Consider the following 26,016-nt stretch of genomic DNA (forward strand, 5'->3'; position numbering starts at 1 on the left):
TGCTTGTTCCCCGCTTGTTGCGGTGCAACAACGAGGCGCTGTGATATGTTCCCTAGTGTGGCACCCTGCGAGCATATCCCCAACGCGCCGCAGGCGCCAAAGCCCTTAACGTCGCCACCAGCCCTCGATCTAATAGCGCCGGTTGTTCGATTGGTGTCGCACTTTCCTTAATCGTGAGATCCGAGACCGGGGTTGTACGTCGGCGTGCTCCAAGACCGTCGGTAATCGTCCTCCCCAACTCGTAGGGAGCCAAAGAAGCGCAAGAGGGTAAGAATTTCGTCACAAGGACTCGCCTGAATCCAGGCCTGTGGCAGCCGCTCGTTTCGAGACCGAAGATCGAAAGAGTTTCGGCGAAACCGCAGGCGGACGAAATGTTTCAGCTCCTTTGGCCTTTTGGCGCGGCCCCAAAACCATCGCCGGATGAGTGGCTAAGCCGGGACGATAGTGAGAGCCAAAGGTGGTCCTCGGATACGGCCTCCTCATCAGCTGCGATAACCGGCCGAACCATTAATTTTGCCAGTTCGTCGCATAGCCTAGCGTCCCCGTAGAAGTATTCTCCGGACGAAACAACGTAAGCAACAATGCCGCCATCCCGCGCACGATAGAGTGTCTTGAGTGCAAGCGTCTCGTGCCACACAAAAAGCCCGAAAGGACAGTCGGCTAAAGATACTTCCTCCGCGGCATAAAGAAGAGCCATGATTTTAACCCTCCACGCTGGAATTCGCTCCGCTGACAGGCCAAAATATCAGGGACAGAATGCAACGTTTTCAGGGCAGTTCAGTTCCGCCACGGGAACGCGATATTCGTCCGCGGCCCGCCAGGGGCAGTTATGCGCGAGGTCAAATACGGCCCTCGGAGATCATATGGGCCAGGATTTGCAAATAACCACCTGGATTGCGGAGACGGCCGCGCAATCCTTGATGGACCGGTTCGGTGGCATTTAGGTCCTCTCGGCATTCGTTAGGGCGCCTTCGCACCACGTCAACCGTTGCAAACACCCACGCCTACGGAGGTAATCCGTCGGTCCCAATTTACAGCCGTCATTGCTGCACCGCATCAGAATATCTAACAATGCGGAAACCTAATGGACTCAAACTAGCGCCATCCGGAGCTGCACAGCTCGAGGGGCCCAATGAGAACTATGTCCGATATAATTGGTCGCTTGTCGACTCTGCGAACGTCGCTTGGCGAGATCCGAATGAAGCGATCAGTCGACGGTGCTAAGACATCAAGGCTTCAACCCCTTTGGCCTGGAATCAAAATTGACCTTCCCATCGTATCACCAGGAGTAGACGCCGCTGGACAAGCAAATCCATCAGAAGAACGGGCTGCCGGAGAATGTGCTCGACCTCGTGATGTCGCAACGCGCCTGGAACGGCGTGTCCATCGATGTGGTGGAGTTTTATTGCGCCGGCCGTGTCCTCCATCCTTTGCGCCATACGACTGAAGCGCGCCTCAGCGTACTCCTGGAGGAAGTCGGAGGGTATTGCGAACCGCGTGTGCGCGAGGATCAACCGTGTCCGATCCCTTACAGGCCCCGGCACATGCACTTCGCGCCGGCTGGCATGGCGATGTGGGGTTACAGCCCAAATGCCCGCTTCGTCAGGGACGCAAACCTAACCTTCGATCTTGACGTGCTCGGGGAGCGGTTGGCCATGCGGTTCGACGCTGACCTGGCCGCAACGCCGCGTGTGCGTTTCGCCGACGATCGCATCTGGACGCTGGTCAAACTGCTTGCGGGCGCCATGAATGATCCCGACCCGTCGACGCAGCTCTATGGCGACGGGCTGACGGCGGCGATCGTTGCGCGTCTTTTTTCCAGTCTGCCCGAACCTGCCACTGACCAAAGGGGACTCGCGCCCTGGCAGCTTCAGCGCGTCATCGCCCTTTTGCAGATGCGATTGCCGGAACGCGTCGAACTCGCCGAACTGGCGGCGCTGGCGGGTCTGTCGCAGTCCCATTTTAGCCATGCGTTCAAGGCGTCGACCGGAATGGCGCCCTACCGCTGGCAACTCGATGCTCGCATCCGCCGCGCGCAGACGATGCTGATTGATACCCGCGCTTCACTCGACCAGATCGCCGAGGCCACAGGCTTTGCCGACTCCGTCCATTTTGGCCGGACGTTCCGCAAACTTATCGGCACGACTCCAGCGGCATGGCGGCACGACCGGAAAAGCTAAGTTCGGTTCCGAAGCGAAAAGAGACTGTAAATCGGAGGATCGAACAGTGCCTTCGGCGCGTACGTCAGGCACTATTCCTCGAACCGACAAGGCGAGCACAGCCTAACCGGCATTCACTGGATCGCTCGTCGCCTCAGAGGTTCGAATCCGGAAGGCGCCGTGATGACTGCGAAAGAGGAACGCAACAAGACGCTGGTGCTGGAAGCCATCACCTCGGTGTTCCAACGCAAAGACTCGTTGTCCGTTGAACGTCTATACGCCGCCTACTTCATTCATCACGATCCCGACCTCCGCCAAGGCCGCCAGGTTTTCGCCAAGATCGTGGCGAAGCTTCCCTCCACGGTTTCCTATGAGCCGGGTCTCATCATCATCGCCGAAGGCGACTACGTCGCACTGCACGGGCGACTGCACGGATGGGCCACTCACCTTCAGATCGTGATCGATATTTTTCGCGTCGAGGATGGCAAGCTCGCCGAGCACTGGACCGTGCGGCAGAACGACATCGCCGTCGAAAGCGCCCGGTCGAAGGTGGCGATGTTTTCACCGGATGAGGCCTCCCTGTAGAACGTGGTTGGCGATGCGACTTTGCACGCGGCCGGCGACTATGACGGACTGATACGGGCCAATCTTTAGCGCGTATTCGGAGTGCGACGCGGTCCAGCGTTTTGAGGTGATCCGAGGGTTCTATACCGAAGACGCGGTGCTCCCTGAGGCGCACACATCGGGGACGTGACAGCAGGCGATCTCAGGCGCGGTGACCGCTTTGCTTGCCGACTTGCCCAAGGATTTCAGTTTCTGCGCCGACTGCGCGGTGCTGGGCCACCATGGCATCGGACATTTGCACTAGCGGTCAGCACCGCCAGATTGCCCTGCGGCCGTGACGGCACGGATATCGCCGAGATCGAAGGCCGGCGCATCCGATCCCTTTATCTTCGTGGATCCCGCCGTGGTTTCGGACTGAAAATCGTAGGAACGAACAGTGCATTCGGTCCTTCGCACAGCGATAGTTCGTCCAACCCGACAGGCCAGCGCTGCTGCGGCGAGCGTTCGGCGGCCCTCTTTCCTTTGAGAATACGGGCTAGAAAAGTGGAAACAGGACCATGCCATCGCTCGACTATGATCGACTTATGCGGGCCAATCTCGCTTGTGTATTCAGTGAGCGCGATCCCGTAAAACGCCTGAAGGCGATCGGCGAACTCTATGCCGAAGACGCCGTGCTCAATGAGCCGGAAACCTCCGTCACCGGCCACGCAGCGATCTCCGCGACGGTGACCTCGCTGCTCGACAGCCTGCCGCCCACCTTCAGCTTCACCGCGACCGGACCGGCCATCGGCCATCACGATGTCGGCCGACTGCATTGGCGAGCCGGACCGGCCGGCGGACCGGCCGCCGTCAACGGCATGGACGTCGCCCACTTCCAGGACGGGCGCATCCATTCCCTGTACGTTTTTCTCGAACCCACCGCCTGAGCCGCACCCGGCGTTCTCAAGGAGTTTACCGTGCCTAAGATCGGTCTCGAAGGCCTGCTGCGCCCCGAAGACAGCATTCTCGTATTGATCGACCACCAACCCTATCAGTTCACCAACCTAAACAGCCATGAGCCGGCGACGATCGTCAACAACGTTATCGGTCTGGCCAAGACGGCCAAGGTGTTCAACGTGCCAACCATCCTCACCTCGGTGATTGAGGAGCGTGGCGGCTACATCATCAAGGGTTTGCTCGACGTCTTCCCCGATCAGAAGCCGATCAACCGCACCTTCATCAACACCTGGGAAGACCCCAACGTCACTGACGTTGTCAACAAGAGCGGTCGCAAGCAGCTTGTGCTGGCTGCGCTTTACACCGAGATCTGCCTAGCCATGCCGGCGATTCAGGCGCTCGGCGAAGGCTATGAGGTGTTTATCGTTACCGACGCTTCGGGCGGGGTGTCGGCGGAGGCCCATGACATGGCCGTGCGGCGCATGGTTCAGGCCGGCGCCGTGCCGATCAACTGGCTGGCCGTGTTAGGCGAATGGCAGCGCGACTGGGCGCGCGCGGACACGGCCACCGGCGTCGCTGGCGTGGTCATTGAGCATGGCGGAGCCGCGGGTGTGGCCCTGGCCTGGGAACTGCAGCTTCTCGGCGCCCACGCGCAAGCGGGCGCCTGATCATGTCCGCGGCCGCGCCTATCCGTATAGGCTACTGCCTGTCGCTGACGGGTCCACTTGCGGGCAACAGCCAATCGGCGCGGCTCGCTCATGACATCTGGCTCGAAGACGTCAACAAGAGGGGCGGCCTGCTCGGCCGACCCGTCGAGCTTATCTGCTATGACGACCGGGCTGAAGCTTCCCGCGTGCCCGTTCTCTACAAGCGGCTGCTCGATGAGGACAAGGTGGACCTGGTCATCGGTGGCTACGGCACCAATACCGTGCTGCCAGCCATGCCCGTGATCATCGAACGCGAGCGCTTCTTCGTTGGGCTGATGGGGCTCGGCGTCAACAATTCGCTAGCCTATCCCAACTACTTCGCGATGATCCCGACTGGCCCCGATCCGAACGCGGCCCTCACCGAGGGCTTCTTCGAGATCGCCGCCAAGCAGACGCCGCGACCCGCGACCGTGGCGCTGCTGTCGGCCGATGCCGAGTTCTCGAAAAATCCCATCCTCGGTGCGAAGGCCAATGCTGAGAAATACGGGTTCACGGTCGTCCACGAGGCCGTCTATCCGCTCTCGACGAAAGATTTCATGCCGATCCTCGACGCGGTCGCCGCAAGCAACTGCGATCTACTGTTCCTATGCTCCTATCTCGAGGATTCGATCGATCTTGTCCGCACCATCCATGGGCATCCCTTCCGGCCGAAGATGGTCGGCGCGGGCATGATCGGTCCACAGAACACGTCCGTGAAGATCGAGCTCGGTCCGCTGCTCAACGGCTTCGTCAATTACGAATATTGGGTGCCGGTCTCCAAGATGCTGTTCCCTGGCGTCGAGGCGTTCCTGGGCGCCTATCGCGCCCGCGCCGCCGAGGCGGGTGTCGATCTCCTGGGGCACTACATGGCGCCATTGGCCTATGCCCAGATGCAAGTGGTCGCGCAGGCGATCGAAGGGACCGGCTGGCTCGATGACGCGGCATTATCCAGCTTTGCGAGGGACGCGAGCTTTGAGACGGTGATGGGCGAGGTCAAATTTGGCAAGAACGGCGAATGGGCGCATCCACGCGTCGTTCAGGTCCAATTCCAGGGCATCGAGAACCATCAGGCCGATCAAATCAAGGACGGTTCGAAGCAGATCGTTGTCAGCCCCGACGCACTTGCGTCCGGCCGTCTGGTCTTTCCCTACGCCGCGGCGCGGTGAAGCGATCGGTCCTGGCTGCGAGCCTAGCGTTTGCCACCGATAGGGCTCAACTCTGGAGAAAACGAACAACCGGGGTGCAAAGCGACCGCAGCGCCGAACCTCCAAGTGCCACCTAGAAACCAAGCTTGTCCATAAACCCCGTTATGCGAATCTTCGGAGGGGGCGCGCTGGATCGAAAGCCCAAAAAGCCAGCAGAGGTGTCACCTCCGTCGACAGCTCGAGCGTCGCACGGTGGTAGGAAACATCTAGAACACGGTCTTCCGGGTCGTTGGGGATGTCACGTTTAGCCTCGCTCCCGTGCAGCATACTTTTGCTGACGCCATGACGCAGGTTTCGATAGGCTACCCAGAGAGCCCGCGCAATGCCGGCTCCGCATCCGGCATGACCGACCCCGCGCCCGACGAAGAATAGTATCCGACCCACCCTTTGGTGCCGGAGCTTCGCCGCGCTCTGCGGTAATGGGGGCGGGAAAAGCGACGTCCGGTTTGGTCGCGCGGCTGCACACCCGATGGAGAGCATGCCGCGGAGTCCACCTGATACCAGCGGCGCCTGGCTCGTTTCGCCGGTTGGGTATGTTGCGGCGGTCACCAGAAAAGCGATCTCTCGGCGATCGAGCGAAGTCTGGCTGAAATCACGAAGTAGTGTAGTGGCGCTGTGATATTCGTCCTGTTATCAACTTGCGTCTGCACTGTCTTATCAGCGTGTTTAGATTGGAGCACCAAGACATGATGAAAACTTTGGCACTCGCAGTATTTGCATTTGCGGTGGCATCGCCAACCTATGCGGGAGTTCCTACGGCACCGTTGGGCGCGGGAGCGTCCTCGCTCATCGTGCCGGCGGCTCAAGGATGCGGTCAGGGCCGGTATCGTGGCCCCTATGGTTCGTGCCATCGCTATGGGACCGGTCCCTACCCTGGCGGCTTCTATGGTCGACCCGGTCATTATTGCTGGCGTGGCCCGAACGGAGCCCGACACTGCAAGTAACAGGTGCGCCAAGCGATCGTGCCCTGGTCCCCGCCTGCCAATCGATCGTCCGTTCGCCGGACGTCGCGGATGGACTGGGCGCTTTCGGGTCTTGCTTTCCCTGATGCAAGGGGAAGCGGCCGGCGGGCCGCTTCCCATCTGTTTTCTGGCGGATCATGACTTGGCAAGGCATCCGCCTTCCGGTGGTTGATTGGGGGCAGGCAAATGCGTGAACCGGTCATGGAGGGCCGTGGCTACTACAACGAGCATTCGGAGCTGCAGGGGCGTTCAGCCGAGGAATCCGATGCCGTTCTGCTTTGTGCGCTGGACGCGATTGCGTTGCCGTCAGGCACATTGACCATCGCGGATTTCGGTTCGTCCCAGGGGCACAATTCCATGCGACAGATGGCTAGGGCCATCGATCGTCTGCGTGAGCGCCTTGGGCAGCCACGCGACGTGATCGTCATGCACACCGATCTGCCGCGTTGCGACTTCACTTCATTGTTTGTCATGCTGGAGGAAGCGCCAGACAGCTACAGGCGCGGTCGTGAGAACCTCTTCTCAGCCGCCGTCGGCCGCTCCTTTTACGAAAGGCTCCTGCCGGCAGAAAGTCTCTGTTTGGGCTGGTCCGCCTTTGCGCTTCATTGGATGAGCGCCTTGCCGGTGACGCTGAGCAACCATATCTGGCCGATGTTCGCCACCCCCGAAGAGGGGATCGCCCTGGCAAGGCAGGCCGCTGCGGACTGGCGCAATTTCCTACAGAACCGGGCACGAGAACTCACGCCAGGCGGTCAGCTCGTCATGGTGGTCGGGGCCATCGACGAGGCCGGTGCCACCGGCCTTGAACCGATGATGGACCTCGCCAAGCGCATTCTCGAGACCCTGGTGTCCGAAGGCAAGCTCGAGCCTCAGGCCTTTGCGGCCATGACCATTCCCTCTCGCCCCCGCCCCCGGGCCGAGTTCACCGCGCCCTTCGACCAGGGGGAGTTGCCAGACCTGAAGCTTGAGGAGCTCGTGATCGCCCCCACCCCGAACGCCGCGATGTTGCGTTGGCAAAAGACTGCAGACGCCGCCCAATTCGCATCGGTTATCACCGGTTTCTTCATCGCGGCATTTGGTCCTTCGCTCTTCGGCGACGACGGCGCCTTGCGGGATCTCTTTGCCAGCCGCTTCGCCGCCAGCATCGCTATGGCGCCGGCCGATGTCGCACGACCGCTGGTGACCGCGACAATCCGCGTGTCGAAATCGGTGCGTTGACGCTGAACGATTGTGGCCGTGTGCCCGCGGACTGCAGGGATCACCGCGCCCGTGAGGTAGATCGAATGGTATTCGAGCCTTGCCATCCGCCGGCGCCCTCCACGCATTTCTCGATCCGCGCTCGCGGACCTCGCTCTGCCAAGATATGACTGAGGATGATCATTTCGCCACCAACACGGGTGACCCGCCAAATCTCCACGAGCATGCGTTTGAGTGATGGCACAACACTCAATAGATAAGGGTCAAGCACGACGTCGAAGCTGCCATCTTCGAATTCGAGCGCGTCGCAGTCCATGATGTGCAAGGCTTCGATACCGATGCAGTTTTTTCGGGCGATCCACTCCCGCGTGATCGCAGCTGGATCGGGCGAGATTGATCCCGGTTGTGCTGGTCCTGCGCAGAAGTCGTTCGAGTTCGAGCCGTTTGCCAAAGCCGGCAACGAGGACATCACCTCTCGACGGCGCAGCCTGTGCGACCGCCCTCGCGCAGCCGGAGCCGGGCGACGAGGTCCTGCGCGGCGGGCGGCCTTGTCTTGAGCTCGTTAGCGATCGTGCCGGATAAGACGATCAGCCGTTCGTTTGTTCTGTGCTTGCCCCCGCAATAATCGAGGCAGGTCGATGTTTCTCGATACGCCGCTCATTGCTGAGAGCAAGCAGGCCCGCGCCGATGATCAGCATAGCGCCCAGCACAGTCGTTTCGCGTGGCACCTCGGCAAACAACAGAAAACCCCAAAGTGGCGTCCCAATCATGCCTGTATACTCGAAAGTGGTGACGCGATTGGCAGGTGCCAGCCGATAGGCCTGGGACAAAAGAATCATGCCTCAGCCCCACTGGCACCAAGGGCGACATGAGGACGATCGCCTCGGTGGCGGCGAAAAAGCGGTGCTCGGCCTGCAACATTAAGCAGAGCCACGCCTTCGTGCCGGCCACCAAGGAGGTCGCTGAGCGCCGGGTGACGGGGCAGATCACCGAGGTACCCGGTCTCGAGGACCTCGGCTATGCGTTTGCCTTTCGTTCTGCGGGTTTGGAAAGAAGTTACTCTGTTTTGGAGAATCTTTACCACGCTTCGCGCTTTGGTCCCCTTCAGGCGCTCACTGCTGCTTCTCCACGCGGCCCAGAGTGAACACGTTGGGGTACGTTTGGTTGAAGTTTGAGACAATGATGTCGGACATGTACTAGGCCTTCGCGGACGGCAGCTTCTGGACCATGACGACGAACTCCTGCACCGTGTTGTCGTGCCTGGTCTTCGGATCCTTGTTGATGACGGTGTCAGCTGGCGAGTTCACCGACAGGACGGTGATGACGAAGAGGGTTGCGGCGGTTGCCATGATCAGAGCCTCTGACACAGGTGCAGCGGTAGCACCCTGAAAGTACGGTCAGAAGTCCCCCGGCCTATGCCTGGAGCGACCACTAGCGATTCAGTCGGGGCGCTGCTATCTAATAGAGTGAGGGAAACTCCGAATGACGACAGCGAATTTCGACAATTCGTACTCGGCGATTGCACAGATGGCGCTCTTATCAGCGGCTGATAGGGCTGCGCTGGTGAGGCTTTTTTCGAGCAATCCCATGGAGCAAGCTGGTACAAGCAGCGCAATGCCTGACGGTCGCTACATCTCGAAGGTGGGAACCAAGAGAATTCTTTGGCGCAGAACATCGCGGCAGAAGCCGGAGATTCTGTCCATCGTTGATCAGTCACATGCTCAGGCTTGAATGAGCGCATTTGTCGATTTGCAGTTCATGATGAGACTCGGGAAGGGCGCGAGTTTCACATGAAGTGCACAATTTAAGCCAAGCCAGCCTTTCAACGATTGTAAGTCACCGCTCTTTATCGCCTTCATAGAGCTTTACTTTTTGCTTCTGCGCCCCGGCGAGATTGCATCTTATGTCTTGGCGCCATGCAGAGACCTGACGGTCCATGGACCGGTCGATGAATCTCAAGTGAACTACAAAGATTGCATGCTTCAGTCTCAGATATACTGCAAAGGACTAATACCAAGTCTCACTCAAGTCATTGATCAAATTAGATATCGCAGTCTCATCATGAACTGCAAAACGACAGGTGGCAACGACTTCGTTTTGTCGTGTCCCTGTGTCGTCAGCCCGCGCTACTTATCCTCGCTTGGCGGTCGAGGATGACCGAGCATCGATGCCCGGTGATCATCCGTAAGCGAATATACGAAGTTGTCACATGCAAAGCGAAGCGCCCCCCAGGAAGGATCGCCGAGGGCGATCTCCTCGCCACCTTTGGGGAAATCGCTTTCGGAGGCAAAGTGAGACTGTACGACATGCCTTGCGCCCATCGACTGAAAGACAGGCCGAAGCGCATAGTCCAGCGCCAGAACATGCGCCAGGCTTCCGCCGGTTGCCAGCGGCAAAACCACCTTTCCCGCAAGCGCAAATTGCGGGAAGGCGTCCAGGCCAGCTTTTAAAAGTCCGGAAAATGATGCCTTGTAAATCGGCGTGGCAATAATCAAGCCATGGGCCGCGACGACCTTATCCCGAAACGCCGCCAGCGACGGCACTCGGACATCCGCAGCTAGCAGAGCGCCTGGATCGAGATCGCGCAAAATCACGTGTTCCGTGTCGATTTCCAGTGCGCGCAATCCCAGAAGGACCGCTTCAACGAGCCGCGCCGTCTTGGACATCTCGGACGGACTTGCGGATATAGCCAGAACTTTTCGGCCGCTCATTGCATGAACTCCTTTGCCCCCTTGTGCCCCCCGGAGCTATGCCTTGCTGGGCAGCATTCGTCTTTGAATTCAGGTGCCTTAGGCACGCGCCCCAACGGCTCCGCGCGCCGCCGCGAATGAATTCCGCGGACGCGCCAATCCCAGCCGGTCGCGCAAGGTGCCAGGTTCATACTCGGTCCTGAACAGCCCGCGCCTTTGCAGTTCCGGCACGACCGTTTGCATGAAATTCATCCAGTCCTCGGGCAGCAGCGGGAACATCAGATTGTATCCATCGGCGGCACCGGAGATGAACCAGGCTTCGAGCTGATCGGCGACTTGCGATGGCGTCCCGGCAACAAGCGGAACCGAGCCCGTATTGGCAATCTTGCGTGCGAGCTGTCGTATGGAGAGACCTTTGTTTGCGTCATCCTTCACAAGTGCTAGCCAGGTCCGCCAGCCGTTGAACGTGCCTACGTCGGGCAGATCCGGGATTGGTCCGTCGAGCGGATAGACGGACAGGTCCACGCCCGCCCAACTCGAGAGAAGATCAACCGCGACGGCATCGAGCATCAGCGTCTCCAGATATTCCTGCTTCTCCTCCGCCTCGGAGGCCGAGCCTGCGACGATCGGCAGAACGCCCCATAGCAGTTTCAGGCTATCCGGCGTCCGGCCGAACTTGGCCATCCGCTCATTGATGTCGGCACGGTAGGCGAGGCCCTGCGCCTCGTTGCGAAGGATGGCGAAGTGCACCTCAGCATGCCCGGCAGCCAGGTTCCTACCCGCATCCGACGAGCCCGCCTGAACGATCACCGGATATCCCTGTGGCGGTCGCGGGATGTTGAGCGGTCCCCTGACCTTGAAGTGCTTTCCGTGGTGGTTGAGGTAGTGGATTTGTTCGTCATTGGCGAAGAGGCCGGATGTCTTGTCGATGACCAGAGCATCGTCTTCCCAACTGTCCCACAAGGCCTTCGTGACTTCGAGAAATTCTGCCGCTCGCTCGTAGCGCAGCGCATGCTCGATGTTGGAATCGCGCCCGAAATTGACGGCTTCCTCCTCGAGCGCTGTCGTCACCACGTTCCAGCCGACGCGACCATTGCTGATATGGTCGATCGAGGCGAACATGCGGGCCGTGTTGAATGGTTCGGTGTAGGAACTCGAGGCCGTCACCAGGAAGCCGATGTCCTTGGTGACAGCCGAAAGTGCGGAGACCAGAGACAAGGGTTCGAGGCGGGGGTTGGCGTAATGCGCCAATCCGCTGCCGAACCTATTCCAGACGCCCAGATGATCGGCGATGAAGATCGTATCGAGCTTGGCACGTTCCGCCGCCTCCGCCAGGCGACGATAGTAATCGAGCCCAAAAATCTCATGGCGAGGCGCACTGGGATGCCGCCAGGAAAGACGGTGGTCGCCCTGCGGGTTGTAAAAGAAGGCTGCCAGAATCATGTTTCGGCGCGGCATGAGATATATCCTGTGCAATTTGGCCGGTTCGTTGTCGGCGTCGGCGTCGAAGGACCGCTCACCGCCTGCTGAAGACGAACCTAGGCAAGTCCAGCCCTTCCCAAAAGCGATAAAATTTGTGAGAAAGATAAGCCCAGCTTATCCTTGGTGACCAAATGGCAAGAGCCCCATCGCTCCGCGGACTGCAGGCTTTCGAAGCGGCCGCACGGTCGGGCAGTTTTGTCGCCGCGTCTGAAGAGCTTGCTGTTTCGGCAGCGGCGGTCAGTCAGCTCATCCGCACGCTGGAGGATCAGGTGGGACGCAAGCTGTTTCACAGGATCAACCGGCGCGCCGTGCTGACAGAGGCCGGAATGGAGATTTTCCCTCGGCTTGCCAATGTGTTCAATGAGCTGAGAAACCTCTCTCGCGAACTGAGCGGCGGCGAGCAGCGGTCCTCGCTGGTCGTTTCCATGGCGCCATCCGTGGCTATGGGTTGGCTCTCTTCGCGTTTGCCTACTTTCGTCGATATGCACGGTCCAGTCGATATCTCCCTTCGAGGAGAAGACGATCCAGTTCCGTTCGATCGTGAACTGATCGACATACGCATGTCCTACGGCAGCTCTCATTATTCGGAGCATGTGACAGAAGAACTTGTCTGGGATGCGGTCTATCCGGTGTGTTCACCAGGCTTTCTGACCAGGTGTGGTCCGATAACGTCTCCGGTGAACCTGGATCGCATCCCCTTGATCCATACCGCGTGGGGTCCTTCGGCAGCTACCTTTCCGTCATGGCAAAACTGGTTTCAGTCCGTGGGGGTGGTTCCAGGTCGTCACATCCAGCACGGCATGACAGCCAATTCTTCGATGGCGGCTCTGGATCTGGCGCGTGGTGGGCTGGGCGTGGCGCTCGCACAGGGGATTTTCTGCGCAAGCTTAGTCGAGGACGGCGAGCTTATGGTGGTCACCAATCACGTGCTTGAACTCGGCAATCCCTATAGCATCACGATCCCTCGCCGCAGCGCATCGCGTTCCGTCGTGGCCGCGTTCAAAACGTGGTTTGCAGGCGAATGCATCCGCTGTGTCAAGTCGCCAGCTCTGGCAGCCGGTGCGTAAGCGACAGGGTCGGAGCGCCGTTTCCACAACACTTGCAGAGCGGTTCTACGCAGCTTCTGCGCTCTCAGATTGTGAAAAGATCCCATTCATCGAACGCGGCGTTCCATTCATTCTCGCCAGCGGCTATGGAGATTGGTCTCTGCGGGAAGCGTTTGGGGGCAAGCCGCGCCTGCAAAAGCCCTTCACATCCGATGAACTCGAGAGTGCCTTGGAAGCGACCGCTACCCCGTCGTAGGGGCCCGTACCTTGCTCCCGTTAGAGGCTTGGTGAAAACCGTCCAACTTTCATTGCTGCTGCGAGGGCGGGCAAATGGGCAAAGAGGCAAAGGGTCATCTACTACCCTTTCATAAGATGGGCATGGTCAACCACGAGTCACGAGCTCGGATTGTCGAGATTTACCCGGCAACCGGCGTGATAGAGATCGTTATTACAGCTTCGAGCTGGCGATGGTTCGCGGACAAGACGATGCAGCTCACCGGTGGCCAGCTCGCGATTGCCGGCTTGGACCTAGGCCGGCTCAGCGAACTTCATGTGGGCCAACTCCTGTCCATTCGCACTCGCAAGGGGCCGTCTGCGACGCTCACCGTTGAGATTACTGTGAAGCGGCCCCCAAGATTGCCCCCGGCGATCCCTTGCTTAACCTAATGAACTTTCGGGAGAAATCTTGGGCATAGTGGGGTGACGATCGGCGCCGATCGTCACCCCACATAAAATTCGATTTTCACCATTCTTCTAGATGGTTGTGCCCAAGGTGACTGGGGTCAATCTTCCGGGCCGAACCACACATCAGGACGTAAGCCTCACATTGCCGTTTGACGACTGTCTGCTGGAGATGCGCCATGATAGCCTTGCCGTCCTCGACCGAGAATCCGATCTCGCCGGCCGATACGCGCGTCAAATCCTTGTCGATCGTCAACTCCGAACGATCAGTCGAGCCGAACTCGTCCCTGCCCTCCAAAATGATCTTCCATTGCATCGACGCTCTCCATGTTGAGAGCGCCACATCTCGCCAAACCCTTTATAAATCCGCTGCTGCCCCAGCTAACTTAACGGTCCCACAGGATTTGCTCTTCGATCTTTGCGATTTCCTTGGCCAAGGCCCACATTCGATCGATCAGGCCGTGGAGGGCCTTGCGAGCGAGTGCCGGCAGGCTGTCCTGCGCCGCATGAAAAGCCTCGATCACCGTTTTCAAACCGGCCGATCCTTGCGCCGCGATGATGCCGAACTCGGCAAGGTGTCCACGCAGGGCGTTGATCAACATGGTGCGCTGGCGCACCAACAGGTCTCGGGTTTTGTGCAGCATCAGCACGCCCTGCTGCTCAATGCTTTTGACCGCTACAAAACGCATGGTTGGACGCGGCCGCCGACGCCGTAACTCCCGCGCAAACAGTGGCCCGAACCTGGCGACCGAACGACGGACGGTTTCATAGGAGATGTCGAGTCCTCGCGCCGCCAGAAGGTCTTCGATGTCGCGATAGCTTAGCGTGAACCGCAGGTACAACCAGACCGCATGCTGGATGATTGCCGGTGGAAAGCGGTGGCGAGCGTAGGAGATCGTCTTCATGCTCGGCATCTAACACAGGCTGCCGTTTCTGTGACAACACCCGATTAAGTGCAGTGCGACATCAGTCTTGCTGGGCCTTGACGGCCGACCAGTTTTTGTCAGCCTGGGTGATATAACCGGAAGGGTCCTGACGCCACTTCTTGCGAACGTCGAGGTTGTAGTTGAGGTACAGTTTGTCGCCGATCACGGTGAAGGCCTGCGGGTCGGTCGGCACCTTATGTCCCTCAGCGGTGCCGTAAGCGCAGAAGCCACCGTATTGCGGAGCGTAATGCGTCGGGTCCTTCAGGAATATATCTCGATGATCCGCCGACGCAAAGCGGAAGGTCGCGCCATTGTAGTTCGCGGTAAACTGATCAGATCCCTTGACCGCCCTGTGATCCGTGAAATAGCTGATTGGGTCATAGCCCGATATGGCCACACCATTCGCTGAGTAAATCTCACCTGCAAAGGCGTCCGGCGAGATCGTAACCGCGGCAAAAACTGCCATCACTGCTGCTGCCTTGACTTTACTTTGAAATCGCATGGTCATCACCGTGATTGGATGTGTCGTAACACTTGCTTTTTCGTTCGCTCCAGCAGGGATGTTACAAAAGAGTCGAATAAATTGCGGGGCAACAGATCGTGCCGCCCCGCACTCTCTGGACGAGAACAGCCGTACGCAGGTCATCCGAGCGACAGGGGATTTGAAACGTGTTATCTAAGACGCCCGTATTGGCCTTAGTTCGAAGACCACCGGATCGTCATATCGGAACCAAGGCCGGCGCTGTGCGGGCCGCCGTTGTCGATTTGCAGTTCATGGTGAGACTCGACGTTCGTACGAACCAGCTTTGCACTTCATGTGAGACTGGGAAGGGTACGAGTCTCACATGAAGTGCACAGTGCGAGATAAGACACCCTCATCGACGATTGGACGTTGCGGTCTCTATGGCCTTCGTAGAGCGTGACTTTTTGCTTCTGAGCCGCGGATGAATTGCCTCTAGTGGCTTAGCGCCGTTCGGTGACTTTGCGGTCCATGGACCGGTCAATCAATCTCAAATGAACTACAAAGATGGCGTGCTCCAGTCTCAGATGTACCGCAAAGGCCTATTACCAAGTCTCACGCAAGCCATTGATCAAATTAGACATCGCAGTCTCATCAGGAACTGCAAATCGACAACCGCCTTGCAGAAACGCGGGCCGGGGGTGAAGGCGCTTGATCATGGGTCGTTCCTCTTTGTGAAACTGCGCGCCAAAGCCGCCACGCCGCTTCCTTATCCGACTTTGAGCGAACATCGTAATAGATGTCAGCGATGAGCCGACGCCAGTCCCAAATATCCGTAGTCTCGATCACGCCATCGCCTCCCTCGCGTCGCCAACGAAAACCCATTCACACCTGGACGCCGCGACGACTCCCTCTCTTCTAAATTGACTCGCCGACAAACCTTCTGATCGCTTCGGCGATTTCGCGTGCATGTGTCTCCAGCGCGAAGTGTCCGGTATCGTAAAATTTGACAACGGCACCGAAGATGTCCCGTTTGAAAGCTTCCGCACCGGCGGGAAGGAAAAATGGGTCAGACTTACCCCAGACAGCAAGAAATGGAGGTTGGTGTTTTCGGAAGTACTCTTGGAAGGCGGGGTAGAGCGCAATATTGCTCTTATAATCGCCGAATAGGTCGAGTTGAGCGTCGTCTGCACCAGGCCGAGCCAAATAGAAATTGTCCAGCGAGTACCCATCAGGCGACACAAGCGCCGGGTTTGGCACGCCGTGAGTGTATTGCCAGACTGTCGTTTCCGGGGCCAGAAACTGTCGAAGTCCCTGACGATTGGCGTCTGACGGATCCTGCCAGTAGGCGCGGATTGGATTCCAACCTTCGCTCAGCCCTTCCTCATAGGCGTTGCCGTTTTGTGAGATAATCGTGGTGATCCGATCCGGATGCTTCATTGCCAGGCGAAAGCCGGTGGGGGCACCGTAATCGAAAACATAGATCGCATATTTTACGAAGCCGACAACCTCCGTGAACCGGTCGATGACATTAGCGATGTTGTCGAACGTGTAGTTAAACACCTTGCGGCTTGGCATGTCCGACCGACCGAAGCCGGGAAGATCCGGAGCTATGAGGTGAAACTCGTCCGCTAGGTGCGGTATGAGATCCCGGAACATGTGACTCGCGCTTGGGAAGCCGTGCAACAACAACAGCTTGGGTGCAGCACCACTCCCCGCCTCCCGATAGAAAATCTTGATGCCATCGACATCAACGGTGCGGAACGTGACCGGGCTCATTTGAAGCTCCTATCTCTGTTACGTTCATAACCAAATTGAGTGACGCGTACTGGTTAGCGCCGCAGAAGTAACTTGTCAATCTCAATCCAACCGGTTACGGCCGGATCGTAGGTTGCCGCCGTGCAGAGCATCTGGCTCGGTCGCAGGCACAGTAACGTACAGGAAATCAGTGGCGTAAGGCGGAGGGTCACAACATAACCAGTCTACGGCGAGCCGTTCGTGTAGGTAACATGTTCCGGAAACGTCGGATTTGTACGGCTATCGCTTCCAGCGACTGATGCCTGGAGCGCCTAAAGCTTTGCTCAGCGCGCCAAAGTTGCTTGCCCGTCGGCATTAATCAAGCGGAGCTGCGGCGACACCTGCTTCGAATGTCGCCGAGCAGAATCTGATTTTTACGATGAAGACCGCGAGATTTTTGTCCGCGGCCGGCGGCCGTTAACTGGTCATTGCCGAGTTTATTTCCGGGGCCTTTTCCATTTCATCCGACCTCATCGGCCGCCGGGGCCGGGCAAGTTTCATGCCGGGAACTTCGGGAGTGAGGAAGAAGGAAAGGGCAACGAGGATCAGCGCAATCCCTATTGCTGGCACGAAATAGCCGCTGAGGGACGCAGCAGCAAATATCCCCAACGTCGTCAGTGATCTCCGACGAACGAGCTTCTTGGCGCTGTCCGGAACCGCTGTACAATCTGCCTGCGACATTACCTCCCGCTCAAAGACCAGGAACGCGGCATCGATGCATACGAAGAGCGCCGCGTACGCACACACCGCTACCGATCCAAGCTCAGTTCTTGCGACCCATTGAGTGGCGAAGGGAACCAGAGCAACAAGGAACAAGTGAGCGAAATTTATCCAAATCAGTCGCGGCGTCGCATCCATGACAAATCGCATCAAATGATGATGATTGATCCAAATAATTGCGATGAAAAGGTAGCTAAGAGCATAGCTTACCGCCTCCGGCCAAAGGGGCAAGAGGGCAGCGAAGCTTGAAACGGAGGGAGCCTTTAACTCCAAGACCATCAATGTGATGATGACCGCGATGATGGCATCCGAAAAGTTATTGAGCCGATCAGTATTGCTCTGCATCTCGCCGATTTGCATGTCGCTCATCGCGGCCTCCCTGATGGAATTTGGCCCTAGTGGCGAATGGCCCGAACGGCCTCCATAACGATATCTACGACCAAGCCTGGAGCTGTCACGCTTGGAGTGTGATCGACTTTATGAGAACGCACAGTCGCCTTCATCCGCTCCGCCATGAACCGCTGGGTTTCAGCGAGTATCATGTGATCGTCCTCGGCGATCAAGAACCACGACGGCAATTCCTTCCAACGCGGTCGTTCCACTTTTACCGTTATGCATTCGGGTTTGATCGGTCTCTGTACGGCTCGTAGCACATCCTGCTCGGCGGGGCTGGCGTTGGGCGCGAAGGCGTTGGGAAACGCATCGTCGGGCAGATAGATGAAGCCGTGTGCGTCGGGCGAAAGCTGCGGAGCCTTTGGGTGCGGAGCAGTCCGATAGAAGACATCAGCAACCGTCTCGCCCTCGTCTGGGGCGAGAGCCGTAATGTAGACCAAGGCCTTCACCTTGCCTGAACTCGCCCCGCCCACCACGGCGCCAGCGTAGGCATGGCCGACGACCACAACGTCTCCTCTTGCCCGCTCGACGGCCTGGTCAATGGCCGCCAGATCGTCGGGCCGGGAGGTCAATGGAATTGCCGCTGAAATCGATGTGACGCCCTGCGCCTTCAGGCCTTCGATCACTTTGGCCCAACTCAACCCATCGGCCCAGGCCCCATGAGCGAATACCACCGTGACTTCGTTTGACATAAAATCGTCCTTTGTTTCCAGGCCTGCCGATCGAGCCGTAACCCGATCGTCGACCGCATAGCCGCCCAGCGCAGGCCGCAAACTACATTTGGCGACTAACTTGTCAACTCGCATTGGTGTGGTTAAATCCTCAGCGCCCATAATCTGGCGGCCTTGGCAGTAAGCTACCCTGTAGGCTCTTACAGAGGATCGCCGCCACTCTCCAACCAACCCTTATGCCGCGCAAACAGTCGGAATCTAAAGTTCAGAAAGGTCCGGACCGAAACATGGTTAGGTCATTGATGCAAATATTACGAAGACCAATTCGAATTGAACAAGGCAAATTCACGGTCTCCAAGCTTGGTGCAAAACCTCTTGATTTTAGAGAGCCTTATTACGTTGCAATCGCCACTTCATGGCCGACCTTTATTTTCTTAGCGCTTTCTGCTCTTCTGATTGTGGTAGCAATTTTTGCTCTCTTATTCATCATTGACCCGAGTTCCCTTCAAGGGCCCGAGCCGACCAACTTTGCGCGTGTCTTCTTCTTCAGCCTGCAGAACATATCGACGGCCGGGTTTGGGGCGATGGCTCCAAAAAGCCCCTATGGGTACTTCATTGCTGCCGTGGAACGGGTTATTGGCATCGCCTTGTTGCCTGTTGCGACCGGCATTTTGTTTGTCCGGTTTTCGCGGGCTAGGCCCGGCATCGTGTTCGCCGACAATGCCGTCGTAACGACCAGGGACGGCCAACCGCAGCTGCGGATACGCGTCGCGAACGCCAGGTCCGCTATGTTAACCGGAGCGAAGGCGCGCGTTACCATTTTGCTCAAGGAAATGGACGGAACAGGTGAAATCTGGCGGCGTTACCACGACCTCACGCTCATCCGGCACAGCCTGCCGCTCTTTGCGCTGACATGGACCTTGATGCACCGCATTGACGAGACAAGTCCGCTCAACAGAAAGACATCTTCAGATCTCGCTGAGGCTTGGGCGCAACTCGTGGTGGAGGTCGAGGCGGTAGATACGCGCGTCGGTCACCAAGTTGGGAACATTGGTGTATATCAAGCCTCAGACATTGCGTTTGGTAAGCATTACGCCGCCGCGATGGAGCACGACAGAGAGGGTGCGACGGTTGCTGATATCCGTCGCCTCAACGTCCTCGAAGACGACCCCCACTGAGCCGGCTTCACAAAGGGCCATCGCTTTCCTATATCTAACCAGCGAGCCAAAACTTGATGGGTTACAGCGGAGGGTGATAACTTACCTTCCCGGCATTAAAGGGTTATATTGCTACCATAGGTAGCAAGCTAAGACGCAGTTCTGAAGGGCTGTAAATGTTGTCACATTCATCCGCTGTCTTCATCGCGGACTCTACGGGCCTAGATTTCCTGAATTCGATATCGACGCCGGTCGATGTGCCAGTTGAGACCCTGGAAGATGGCGAGGGCCTGCTGGCTTGGCTCGATAAGGCAAAGTTAGTCCCAACCAAGGTGCTGGAGCACTTTCGCTCTCACACGGTCCCCGGCGAATTGGACGGAGTTGCCGCCCAAGCCCGCAGCCTGCGTGAATGGTTTCGCGCTTTTGTACTGGAACGGAAGGGCCGACCGCTCACCGGCGCAGACTTAAAGGCATTGGAGCCTCTAAATCGCCTGTTGGCGCGGGAGGAAGACTTCAAGGCGGTGGCCTTGTCTCACGAAGATGACGAAGGGCCCTTCATACTCGAGACCAACCGCCGTTGGAGGGCGCCTGAGTCCTTGCTGCTGCCACTTGGTGAAAGCCTAGCGCGCTTGGTGTGTGAGGAGAGCTTTGCCGACGTCAAAGCCTGCGAGGGCCACGACTGCACGCTCATTTTTGTCGACCATACGCGCGGCCGACACCGCCGTTGGTGCAGCATGGCGGTATGCGGCAATCGTGCCAAACAGGCGGCGCACCGAAACCGGATACTAAGCAAGGCCGCCGGACTGTAATCGTCGGACTGGCTCTCGGCGCAGTTGTTGCAAAGGTTCAATGGTTACAAACAGATGTCGGTTCCCCTTTTCAGTAGGACCGACATCTTTACCAGGCAACCCCGACTTACATGTTGGATTGTCGATTAGGCTGGTTGCCATACCACCAAGGCTCGTTGCGGACTTTTATTGCCGTGCCTTTATCCATTTGGCGACGGCCTCTCCAATTTCATGCGGAGAATCCTCCTGGACGAAGTGAATTCCTTTGACAGTCAGCTCGGTAAGGTTCGGCCACTTGCGGACCGCGGCCAATAGGGATTCGCTCGTCAGAATGGCGCCTGGTTCGGCCTTGAAGAAGAGTTTCGGGATATCGGTCGTTGCAAGCCAATCAGCATAAGCAGCGACTGCCTCGTGGACCTCGGCCGGCTCCCCCTCAATTGGAATTTGGCGGGGCCAGGTCAAGGTCGGTCGTCGATCTTCGCCCGGCGCGAGGAATGGACGGCGGTATTCTGCCATCTCTTCGGGTGCCAGAGGACGGATGATGGCCTTTGGGAGAATTTCCTCGATGAAGAAATTCTCCTCCAGGACCATTTTCTCGCCGGCGGGGCCTCGTAGCGCCTCCAGAACTGAGCGCATCCCCATACTGTCCCAATGATCTTTTCCCTGTGGTCCGGTTATCGCCTCCATGAAGGCAATTCCCTTCACAGCGTCACGGTGCCGGTTTGCCCAGTCGAAGCCGAGGCCCGAGCCCCAATCATGAATAACGAGTGTGACCCTCTCGCGAACGCCCAGAGCTTCAAGCAACGCGTCAAGATAGCGACGATGCTCAACGAAGCGGTACGAGTTGGGCCCGCTATTGGGGAGCTTATCTGAGTCGCCCATGCCAATCAGATCAGGAGCAATGCAACGCCCAAGCCCCTCAAGGTGCGGAATGATGTTGCGCCAAAGATAGGAGGACGTGGGGTTGCCGTGCAGCAGCACAATAGGATCACCTTGGCCTGCTTCGACGTAAGCCATCTGCCGGCCTAAAACCGTCAACCGCTTTTTCTCGCGGGTAAGCGTCGCTGAGCTCGTACTGGCCATTTTGTTTCTCCTTGTTCCAAAGCTATTGCGCCGCTAGCGCTACACCGACATTATAACCCGGTCAATGATATGGCACTGGTTAGGTTAGGAATGCGAAATCAAGGAAAGATAGGTGCATGAATGCTCTGTCTCTTGGGGCTGTGATCGGCCAAAATGAGCCTAGTATGGAAAAAGACACGAGGAAACTTGCGCCGAGGTGCATGCCCGCTTTAACTTGCTAAGGGCCGTCTACGAAGTTAGTGGCGCAAACAGGCAAGCGATATCTGCGGCGCGCTTTTTAGATGCTTTGAATAAAAGAGGAGGAAGCCGTGGGACTGTCCTGGCAACAAGGCCCGCTCTCGGTGAGGATAGCGTCCGTCAAGATGGTGTAATTTCGAGTGTGGAACCGGGCCGTCATGATCAGGCGGCTTTCGGTGTAATCTGAAGCGGTTTGTCCTCCTCGATTGGCTGCGGGTTGAGATCGGCCATGGCCTCGACCTGCATGTATCGGTGCTGAAGCTGCCATTCGTCGTTGGCTTCGAGCAGCACGGCTCCGATCAGGCGGACGATGCTGTCTTCGTTCGGAAAGATGCCGACGACATCGGCACGGCGCTTCACTTCCTTGTTCAGACGTTCAAGCGGATTCGTCGAATGCAATTTCGTCCGATGCTGGGAAGGAAAGGCCATGTAGGCGAGCACATCGGCTTCGGCGTCATCCATGAAGGTTCCCAGCTTCGGCCATCGGACGCGGAGCTGGTCGGCGACATGCCGCCAGGTTTGGACGGCATTGTCGTGGTCGGGCTGGATGAAGGCCTGGCGGATCGCGGCGGCGACCATGGTGTGCTGTCCCTTGGGAACGTAGGCGAGCGCATTGCGCATTGCATGAACGCGGCATCTCTGCCACGTCGCGCCGAGGACGCGGGTGATGGCGGCCTTCAATCCTTCATGAGCATCGGAGATGACGAGCTTGACGCCGGTAAGGCCCCGGCGCACCAGATCGCGCAGGAAGCCCGTCCAGAAGGGTTCGGCCTCTGAGGGACCAATGTGCAGGCCGACGATCTCTCTCTTTCCGTCCGTGTCGACCGCAACCGCAATTATCGCCGCCACGGAGACGATGCGCCCGCCCTCGCGCATCTTCAGATAGGTGGCGTCGAGCCACAGATAGGGCCAGTCCCCGGACAAAGGACGCTTGAGGAAGGCGTTCACCCGCTCGTCGATGTCCTTGCACAGCTTCGACACCGACGACTTCGATATGCCGGTCATACCCATGGCCTGCACAAGCTCATCGACCTTGCGTGTCGACACACCGTTGATCCAGGCTTCCTGAATGACCGCGACGAGCGCCTTCTCCACCGTCTTTCTCGGCTCCAGGAAGCCCGGAAAGTAGGCTCCCGTGCGCATCTTCGGTATCTTCAGGTTCAGCGTTCCAAGCCGGGTGTCCAGCGTGCGATCACGGTAGCCGTTGCGCCAGGTCTGGCGACTTTCGCCACGCTCGTAGCGGCCAGCGCCGATCAGGCCGTCGACGTCGGCCTCCATGATCAGTTGCAGCACGCTTTCGGCAATGGCGCGAAGAAAATCCGGATCGCCGCTCTTCGCGGCAAGCTCGGCAAGAGGTAATCTGTCGTCGGTCATCGGGTGCTCCGTTTCGGTCAGGTTGAAGTCTCGCAACTCCACCTTCTCTGACGGGCCCGGTGCCCACCTGACGTCTCGCGAAAACCGCAGCGTATTCTCCACCGCAATCCCCACTCAAAACGCCTCCGAAATTACACCACATGCGCGGACGCTATCTCGGTGAGACCAGTCGGCAAGTTCATAGCGGCTGAACCACTGCCTCAAAGGCTTTTGTATGTCGAAAGACTGCGGAGGCGTATGCGCGTGCGCCTCGGAGAACATTGGATTGCCGAAAGCGAGAATGTTCTCCTACTGTTTGAACCAGGCCGTTATCCGGTAGCCTACTTTCCGGAGACCGACATATCTTCAAACGTGCTGGAAAGAGCCGAGTATACGACCCAGCACCCTGAGCTCGGGCTTACGACCTGGTATTCCGTCCGAGCCGATGAGCAGCATTTCGCGGCGCGAGCGGCCTGGCAGCACACCGGTCTGCCCGCTTATGCAAGCGAATTGCAAGCACACGTCGCTTTTGCTTGGCGTGCCATGGACGCCTTTTACGAGGAAGACGAACGTATCCTTGGCCATGCGGCAGACCCCTACCACCGTATCGATATTCGCCAGACCTCTCGCAACCTCGTGGTCCGCCACGGCGACAAGATTATCGCCGACACGAAGCGGCCGATGGTTCTCTATGAGTCCGGGTTCGCGCCGCGCTGGTATGTTCCGCGCGACGACATCGACGAAACCACCCTCACGCAGGTAAGCCTCCAGACATTCTGCCCGTACAAGGGGCTATGCAGCTATTACTCGATCGGTGACGCTCGGCAGGCGGCATGGTTCTATCCGAACGCCTATCCCGAGGTCGGCCGCATCTCCAACCTGGTGTCGTTCGAACCTGATATCGTCACTGTGCATCTCGACGGTACCCAGCTTCACCTCGAGCCCGGTCAGTCGGTGGTTGCGCACGGTCCCGATAGGAACCTTGACCTCGCCGAGGTCGACCGCAACGCAAAAGGAGACGTGGATTCAGGTCCCTGATAAAGGCGAAGCGGCACATGGCTCGATTGCTGTCGGTGAATGTCGGACTTCCGCGCGACATCGAATGGAGGGGCCGCATTGTACACACCGGGATCTGGAAAAATCCCGTGCACGGCCGCTGCCGGGTCGGCCGGTTGAACCTAGAGGGAGACGGCCAAGGCGACCTGGGTGGACATGGTGGCGAGCAGCGAGCGGCATTCGTCTACCAGATCGAATCCTATCGCTATTGGCAGGAACAACTGAACAGAAACGACTTCGTGCCCGGACAGTTTGGCGAGAATTTTACCATCGAAGGCTTGCCTGACGATGCCGTTTGTATCGGTGATCGCTTTCAGATCGGCAGCGCTCTCTTCGAGGTCACCCAGCCTCGCGTCACCTGTTATCGAGTCGGTATTAGGACCAACGAACCACGGATGCCAGCATTGCTGACATCCAGTGGCCGGCCGGGATTCTACCTCCGAGTCCTCAAGGAAGGCGCAGTGGAGGCCGGTGATGCGATCGTCAAGATGGGAGAGGCCAACGAGCGCATGACCGTCGCCGAGATCAACGCGCTGCTCTATTCCCCCAATCATGCCCGTGATCGACTGGAGTGCGCTTTGCGGATCGAAGCCCTTTCGCCGGGATGGCGTGCATCGTTTGAGGCATTGCTTCAAACAACTGGTGCGGCTGGCGGCAATGCGGGGCTCGCGCCGGCGGCGGCGGGACACCCGGCGGCGCCGGGATTCCGACCACTTGCTGTCGAGGCGATCGATCAAGAGTCGTCCGACGTGCTCTCCCTGTCGATGCGCGATCCCAGCGGTTTGCCACTGGCGCCGGCCCTGCCGGGTCAGTACGTGGTCTTGCGTCTTCGACGGACGGCGGCTGAGTCGGCGCTGTTTCGCAGCTACTCGCTCTCTGGTCCGCCATCGAGGGAGCGCTACCGTGTTAGCGTGAAAATCGAGCCAAATGGAATCGCTGGAATCTATCTGCGGGAGCGCATCCATCCTGGCGATATTCTCGACGTCAGCTCGCCGCGCGGGAATTTTGTTTTGCAGCCGGGGGAGCGGCCTGTGGTGTTGCTCAGCGCGGGAATTGGAGCGACCCCGGTTCTGGCGATGCTGCACACGCTGGCAGGCGAGCGCTCGAGGCGACCGGTGTTGTGGCTGCACGCGGCTCGCGATGGGCAGCATCATCCTTTTTCGGCCGAAGTCCAACGCCTAATACCGGCGCTACCCCACGGCCGCCGCTATGTTTGTTACAGCAGGCCGGCCAACCGCGATAAGATAGGCCAGGATTTCGATTCTGCCGACCACCTGTCGCGTTCAGTCTTTGACATGGTTGGCGTTCCGCACGAGGCGGATGTCTATATCTGCGGGCCCAATCAGTTCATGAAGGACATGAAGGAAACGCTCGTTGCCATGGGCCTGGCGCCGGCGCGGATTTACAACGAAGTCTTCAACGGTGGCGAGTCCTTGACGCCTGGTATCGCTGGCACGGCGGCACGGACTCCGCATGTGCCCGATGACGACGCTACCACCGGCCCGCTGGTATCGTTCGCACGAAGCGGCATCGCCGCACATTGGAATGGGTCTGCCTATCAAAGCATCCTCGAGCTGGCCGAGGCCTGCGACGTCCCGGTCCGTTGGTCGTGCCGGACAGGTGTTTGCCACAACTGCGAAAGCGGCCTGGTTTCGGGCGCCGTCGCCTATGGTCCGGAGCCGCTCGATCAGCCCGCCGACGGCAACCTCCTCATTTGCTGCTCAAAGCCGACCAGTGACGTCGTCATCGATTTGTGAACCTGAAGGG

At 58.5% G+C, this 26,016-nt stretch carries 24 protein-coding genes and 4 pseudogenes; 15 read left to right on the forward strand and 13 right to left on the reverse strand.

The features are described 5' to 3' along the window. The first annotated feature begins 1,340 nt into the window (after positions 1-1,340). The 7 genes from ACMDCR_RS24430 (at position 1,341) to ACMDCR_RS24460 (ending at position 7,730) form a co-directional block, all read left to right on the forward strand. Positions 1,341-2,180, forward strand: a complete 840-nt coding sequence (locus ACMDCR_RS24430; RefSeq protein ID WP_413989120.1) for a helix-turn-helix domain-containing protein — start codon at positions 1,341-1,343, stop codon at positions 2,178-2,180. 162 nt (positions 2,181-2,342) lie between these two features. Beyond that, positions 2,343-2,744: a nuclear transport factor 2 family protein gene (locus ACMDCR_RS24435; protein WP_413989121.1), complete on the forward strand. Its 402-nt coding sequence runs from the start codon at positions 2,343-2,345 to the stop codon at positions 2,742-2,744. 536 nt (positions 2,745-3,280) lie between these two features. Continuing rightward, on the forward strand, positions 3,281-3,649 hold the full coding sequence (locus ACMDCR_RS24440) for a nuclear transport factor 2 family protein (RefSeq protein ID WP_413989122.1): 369 nt from the start codon (positions 3,281-3,283) through the stop codon (positions 3,647-3,649). A gap of 30 nt (positions 3,650-3,679) precedes the next feature. Further along, a complete protein-coding gene (locus tag ACMDCR_RS24445; RefSeq protein WP_413989123.1) occupies positions 3,680-4,327 on the forward strand; it encodes a hydrolase in 648 nt (215 codons plus the stop codon). Between the two features lie 2 nt (positions 4,328-4,329). Next, positions 4,330-5,511 carry an amino acid ABC transporter substrate-binding protein gene (locus ACMDCR_RS24450; protein ID WP_413989124.1) on the forward strand — a complete coding sequence of 394 codons (1,182 nt, stop codon included), beginning with the start codon at positions 4,330-4,332 and terminating at the stop codon, positions 5,509-5,511. Positions 5,512-6,239: 728 nt separating this feature from the next. Next, positions 6,240-6,494, forward strand: a complete 255-nt coding sequence (locus ACMDCR_RS24455) for a GCG_CRPN prefix-to-repeats domain-containing protein (protein ID WP_413993708.1) — start codon at positions 6,240-6,242, stop codon at positions 6,492-6,494. 204 nt (positions 6,495-6,698) lie between these two features. Continuing rightward, on the forward strand, positions 6,699-7,730 hold the full coding sequence (locus ACMDCR_RS24460; RefSeq protein ID WP_413989125.1) for a hypothetical protein: 1,032 nt from the start codon (positions 6,699-6,701) through the stop codon (positions 7,728-7,730). Between the two features lie 40 nt (positions 7,731-7,770). On the opposite strand, the gene ACMDCR_RS24465 is transcribed toward ACMDCR_RS24460, so the two are convergent. Then, positions 7,771-8,178 (reverse strand): class I SAM-dependent methyltransferase, encoded by a 408-nt coding sequence (locus tag ACMDCR_RS24465; protein ID WP_413989126.1) that lies wholly within the window; start codon positions 8,176-8,178, stop codon positions 7,771-7,773. Positions 8,179-8,296: 118 nt separating this feature from the next. Next, positions 8,297-8,551, reverse strand: a pseudogene (locus ACMDCR_RS24470) (hypothetical protein); the annotation flags it as partial. A 26-nt stretch (positions 8,552-8,577) separates the two neighbouring features. Between ACMDCR_RS24470 and ACMDCR_RS24475 the strand changes: the two are divergent. Then, positions 8,578-8,853 carry a hypothetical protein gene (locus ACMDCR_RS24475; protein WP_413989127.1) on the forward strand — a complete coding sequence of 92 codons (276 nt, stop codon included), beginning with the start codon at positions 8,578-8,580 and terminating at the stop codon, positions 8,851-8,853. 52 nt (positions 8,854-8,905) lie between these two features. Here the strand turns inward: ACMDCR_RS24475 and ACMDCR_RS24480 are convergent, their stop codons facing one another. Then, positions 8,906-9,058, reverse strand: a complete 153-nt coding sequence (locus tag ACMDCR_RS24480; protein WP_413989128.1) for a hypothetical protein — start codon at positions 9,056-9,058, stop codon at positions 8,906-8,908. Between the two features lie 133 nt (positions 9,059-9,191). Between ACMDCR_RS24480 and ACMDCR_RS24485 the strand changes: the two genes are divergently transcribed. Then, positions 9,192-9,440, forward strand: coding sequence for a hypothetical protein (locus ACMDCR_RS24485; RefSeq protein WP_413989129.1), 249 nt, complete (start codon positions 9,192-9,194; stop codon positions 9,438-9,440). Positions 9,441-9,835: 395 nt separating this feature from the next. Here the strand turns inward: ACMDCR_RS24485 and ssuE are convergent, their stop codons facing one another. Then, positions 9,836-10,420 (reverse strand): NADPH-dependent FMN reductase, encoded by a 585-nt coding sequence (gene ssuE, locus ACMDCR_RS24490; protein WP_413989130.1) that lies wholly within the window; start codon positions 10,418-10,420, stop codon positions 9,836-9,838. A 78-nt stretch (positions 10,421-10,498) separates the two neighbouring features. Then, the gene (locus tag ACMDCR_RS24495) at positions 10,499-11,857 is read right to left on the reverse strand and encodes an LLM class flavin-dependent oxidoreductase (RefSeq protein ID WP_413989131.1); all 1,359 of its coding nucleotides are present in this window, start codon (positions 11,855-11,857) and stop codon (positions 10,499-10,501) included. Positions 11,858-12,012: 155 nt separating this feature from the next. Between ACMDCR_RS24495 and ACMDCR_RS24500 the strand changes: the two genes are divergently transcribed. After that, positions 12,013-12,948 carry a LysR substrate-binding domain-containing protein gene (locus tag ACMDCR_RS24500; protein WP_413989132.1) on the forward strand — a complete coding sequence of 312 codons (936 nt, stop codon included), beginning with the start codon at positions 12,013-12,015 and terminating at the stop codon, positions 12,946-12,948. Positions 12,949-13,732: 784 nt separating this feature from the next. Here ACMDCR_RS24500 and ACMDCR_RS24505 read toward each other — a convergent pair. From ACMDCR_RS24505 to ACMDCR_RS24530, 6 genes and pseudogenes are all read right to left on the reverse strand, one after another. After that, positions 13,733-13,924, reverse strand: a pseudogene (locus ACMDCR_RS24505) (ISKra4 family transposase); the annotation flags it as partial. Between the two features lie 376 nt (positions 13,925-14,300). Further along, a pseudogene (locus tag ACMDCR_RS24510) lies at positions 14,301-14,513 on the reverse strand (IS6 family transposase); the annotation flags it as partial. 61 nt (positions 14,514-14,574) lie between these two features. Then, complete coding sequence (locus ACMDCR_RS24515) at positions 14,575-15,036, reverse strand: YHS domain-containing (seleno)protein (protein ID WP_413989133.1); 462 nt, start codon at positions 15,034-15,036, stop codon at positions 14,575-14,577. An 876-nt stretch (positions 15,037-15,912) separates the two neighbouring features. After that, positions 15,913-16,773, reverse strand: a complete 861-nt coding sequence (locus ACMDCR_RS24520) for an alpha/beta fold hydrolase (RefSeq protein ID WP_413989134.1) — start codon at positions 16,771-16,773, stop codon at positions 15,913-15,915. Between the two features lie 435 nt (positions 16,774-17,208). Then, positions 17,209-17,880 (reverse strand): TMEM175 family protein, encoded by a 672-nt coding sequence (locus ACMDCR_RS24525; RefSeq protein ID WP_413989135.1) that lies wholly within the window; start codon positions 17,878-17,880, stop codon positions 17,209-17,211. A 26-nt stretch (positions 17,881-17,906) separates the two neighbouring features. Continuing rightward, positions 17,907-18,596, reverse strand: coding sequence for an alpha/beta hydrolase (locus ACMDCR_RS24530; protein WP_413993709.1), 690 nt, complete (start codon positions 18,594-18,596; stop codon positions 17,907-17,909). Between the two features lie 266 nt (positions 18,597-18,862). Here ACMDCR_RS24530 and ACMDCR_RS24535 point away from each other — a divergent pair, with 266 nt between their 5' ends. Together ACMDCR_RS24535 and ACMDCR_RS24540 are read left to right on the forward strand one after the other, a co-directional pair. Further along, positions 18,863-19,753, forward strand: a complete 891-nt coding sequence (locus ACMDCR_RS24535) for an ion channel (protein ID WP_413989136.1) — start codon at positions 18,863-18,865, stop codon at positions 19,751-19,753. 155 nt (positions 19,754-19,908) lie between these two features. Continuing rightward, on the forward strand, positions 19,909-20,541 hold the full coding sequence (locus ACMDCR_RS24540; RefSeq protein ID WP_413989137.1) for a CGNR zinc finger domain-containing protein: 633 nt from the start codon (positions 19,909-19,911) through the stop codon (positions 20,539-20,541). Between the two features lie 165 nt (positions 20,542-20,706). Here the strand turns inward: ACMDCR_RS24540 and ACMDCR_RS24545 are convergent, their stop codons facing one another. Beyond that, positions 20,707-21,603, reverse strand: coding sequence for a haloalkane dehalogenase (locus tag ACMDCR_RS24545; protein WP_413989138.1), 897 nt, complete (start codon positions 21,601-21,603; stop codon positions 20,707-20,709). A gap of 399 nt (positions 21,604-22,002) precedes the next feature. Beyond that, positions 22,003-23,214, reverse strand: a complete 1,212-nt coding sequence (locus tag ACMDCR_RS24550) for an IS256 family transposase (RefSeq protein WP_413989139.1) — start codon at positions 23,212-23,214, stop codon at positions 22,003-22,005. A 239-nt stretch (positions 23,215-23,453) separates the two neighbouring features. Here ACMDCR_RS24550 and ACMDCR_RS24555 point away from each other — a divergent pair. The 3 genes and pseudogenes from ACMDCR_RS24555 to ACMDCR_RS24565 all read left to right on the forward strand — a co-directional run. Beyond that, positions 23,454-23,513, forward strand: a pseudogene (locus ACMDCR_RS24555) (hypothetical protein); the annotation flags it as partial. Then, entirely contained in the window at positions 23,506-24,231 is a 726-nt protein-coding gene (locus tag ACMDCR_RS24560; protein WP_413993710.1) for a DUF427 domain-containing protein, read from the forward strand. The pseudogene ACMDCR_RS24555 and the gene ACMDCR_RS24560, both read left to right, overlap by 8 nt. Before the next feature lie 17 nt (positions 24,232-24,248). After that, on the forward strand, positions 24,249-26,006 hold the full coding sequence (locus tag ACMDCR_RS24565) for an MOSC domain-containing protein (RefSeq protein WP_413989140.1): 1,758 nt from the start codon (positions 24,249-24,251) through the stop codon (positions 26,004-26,006). The last annotated feature ends 10 nt before the right edge of the window (positions 26,007-26,016 follow it).

The sequence above is a fragment of the Labrys okinawensis genome, from assembly GCF_047345005.1.
Classification (GTDB): Bacteria; Pseudomonadota; Alphaproteobacteria; order Rhizobiales; family Labraceae; genus Labrys; species Labrys okinawensis.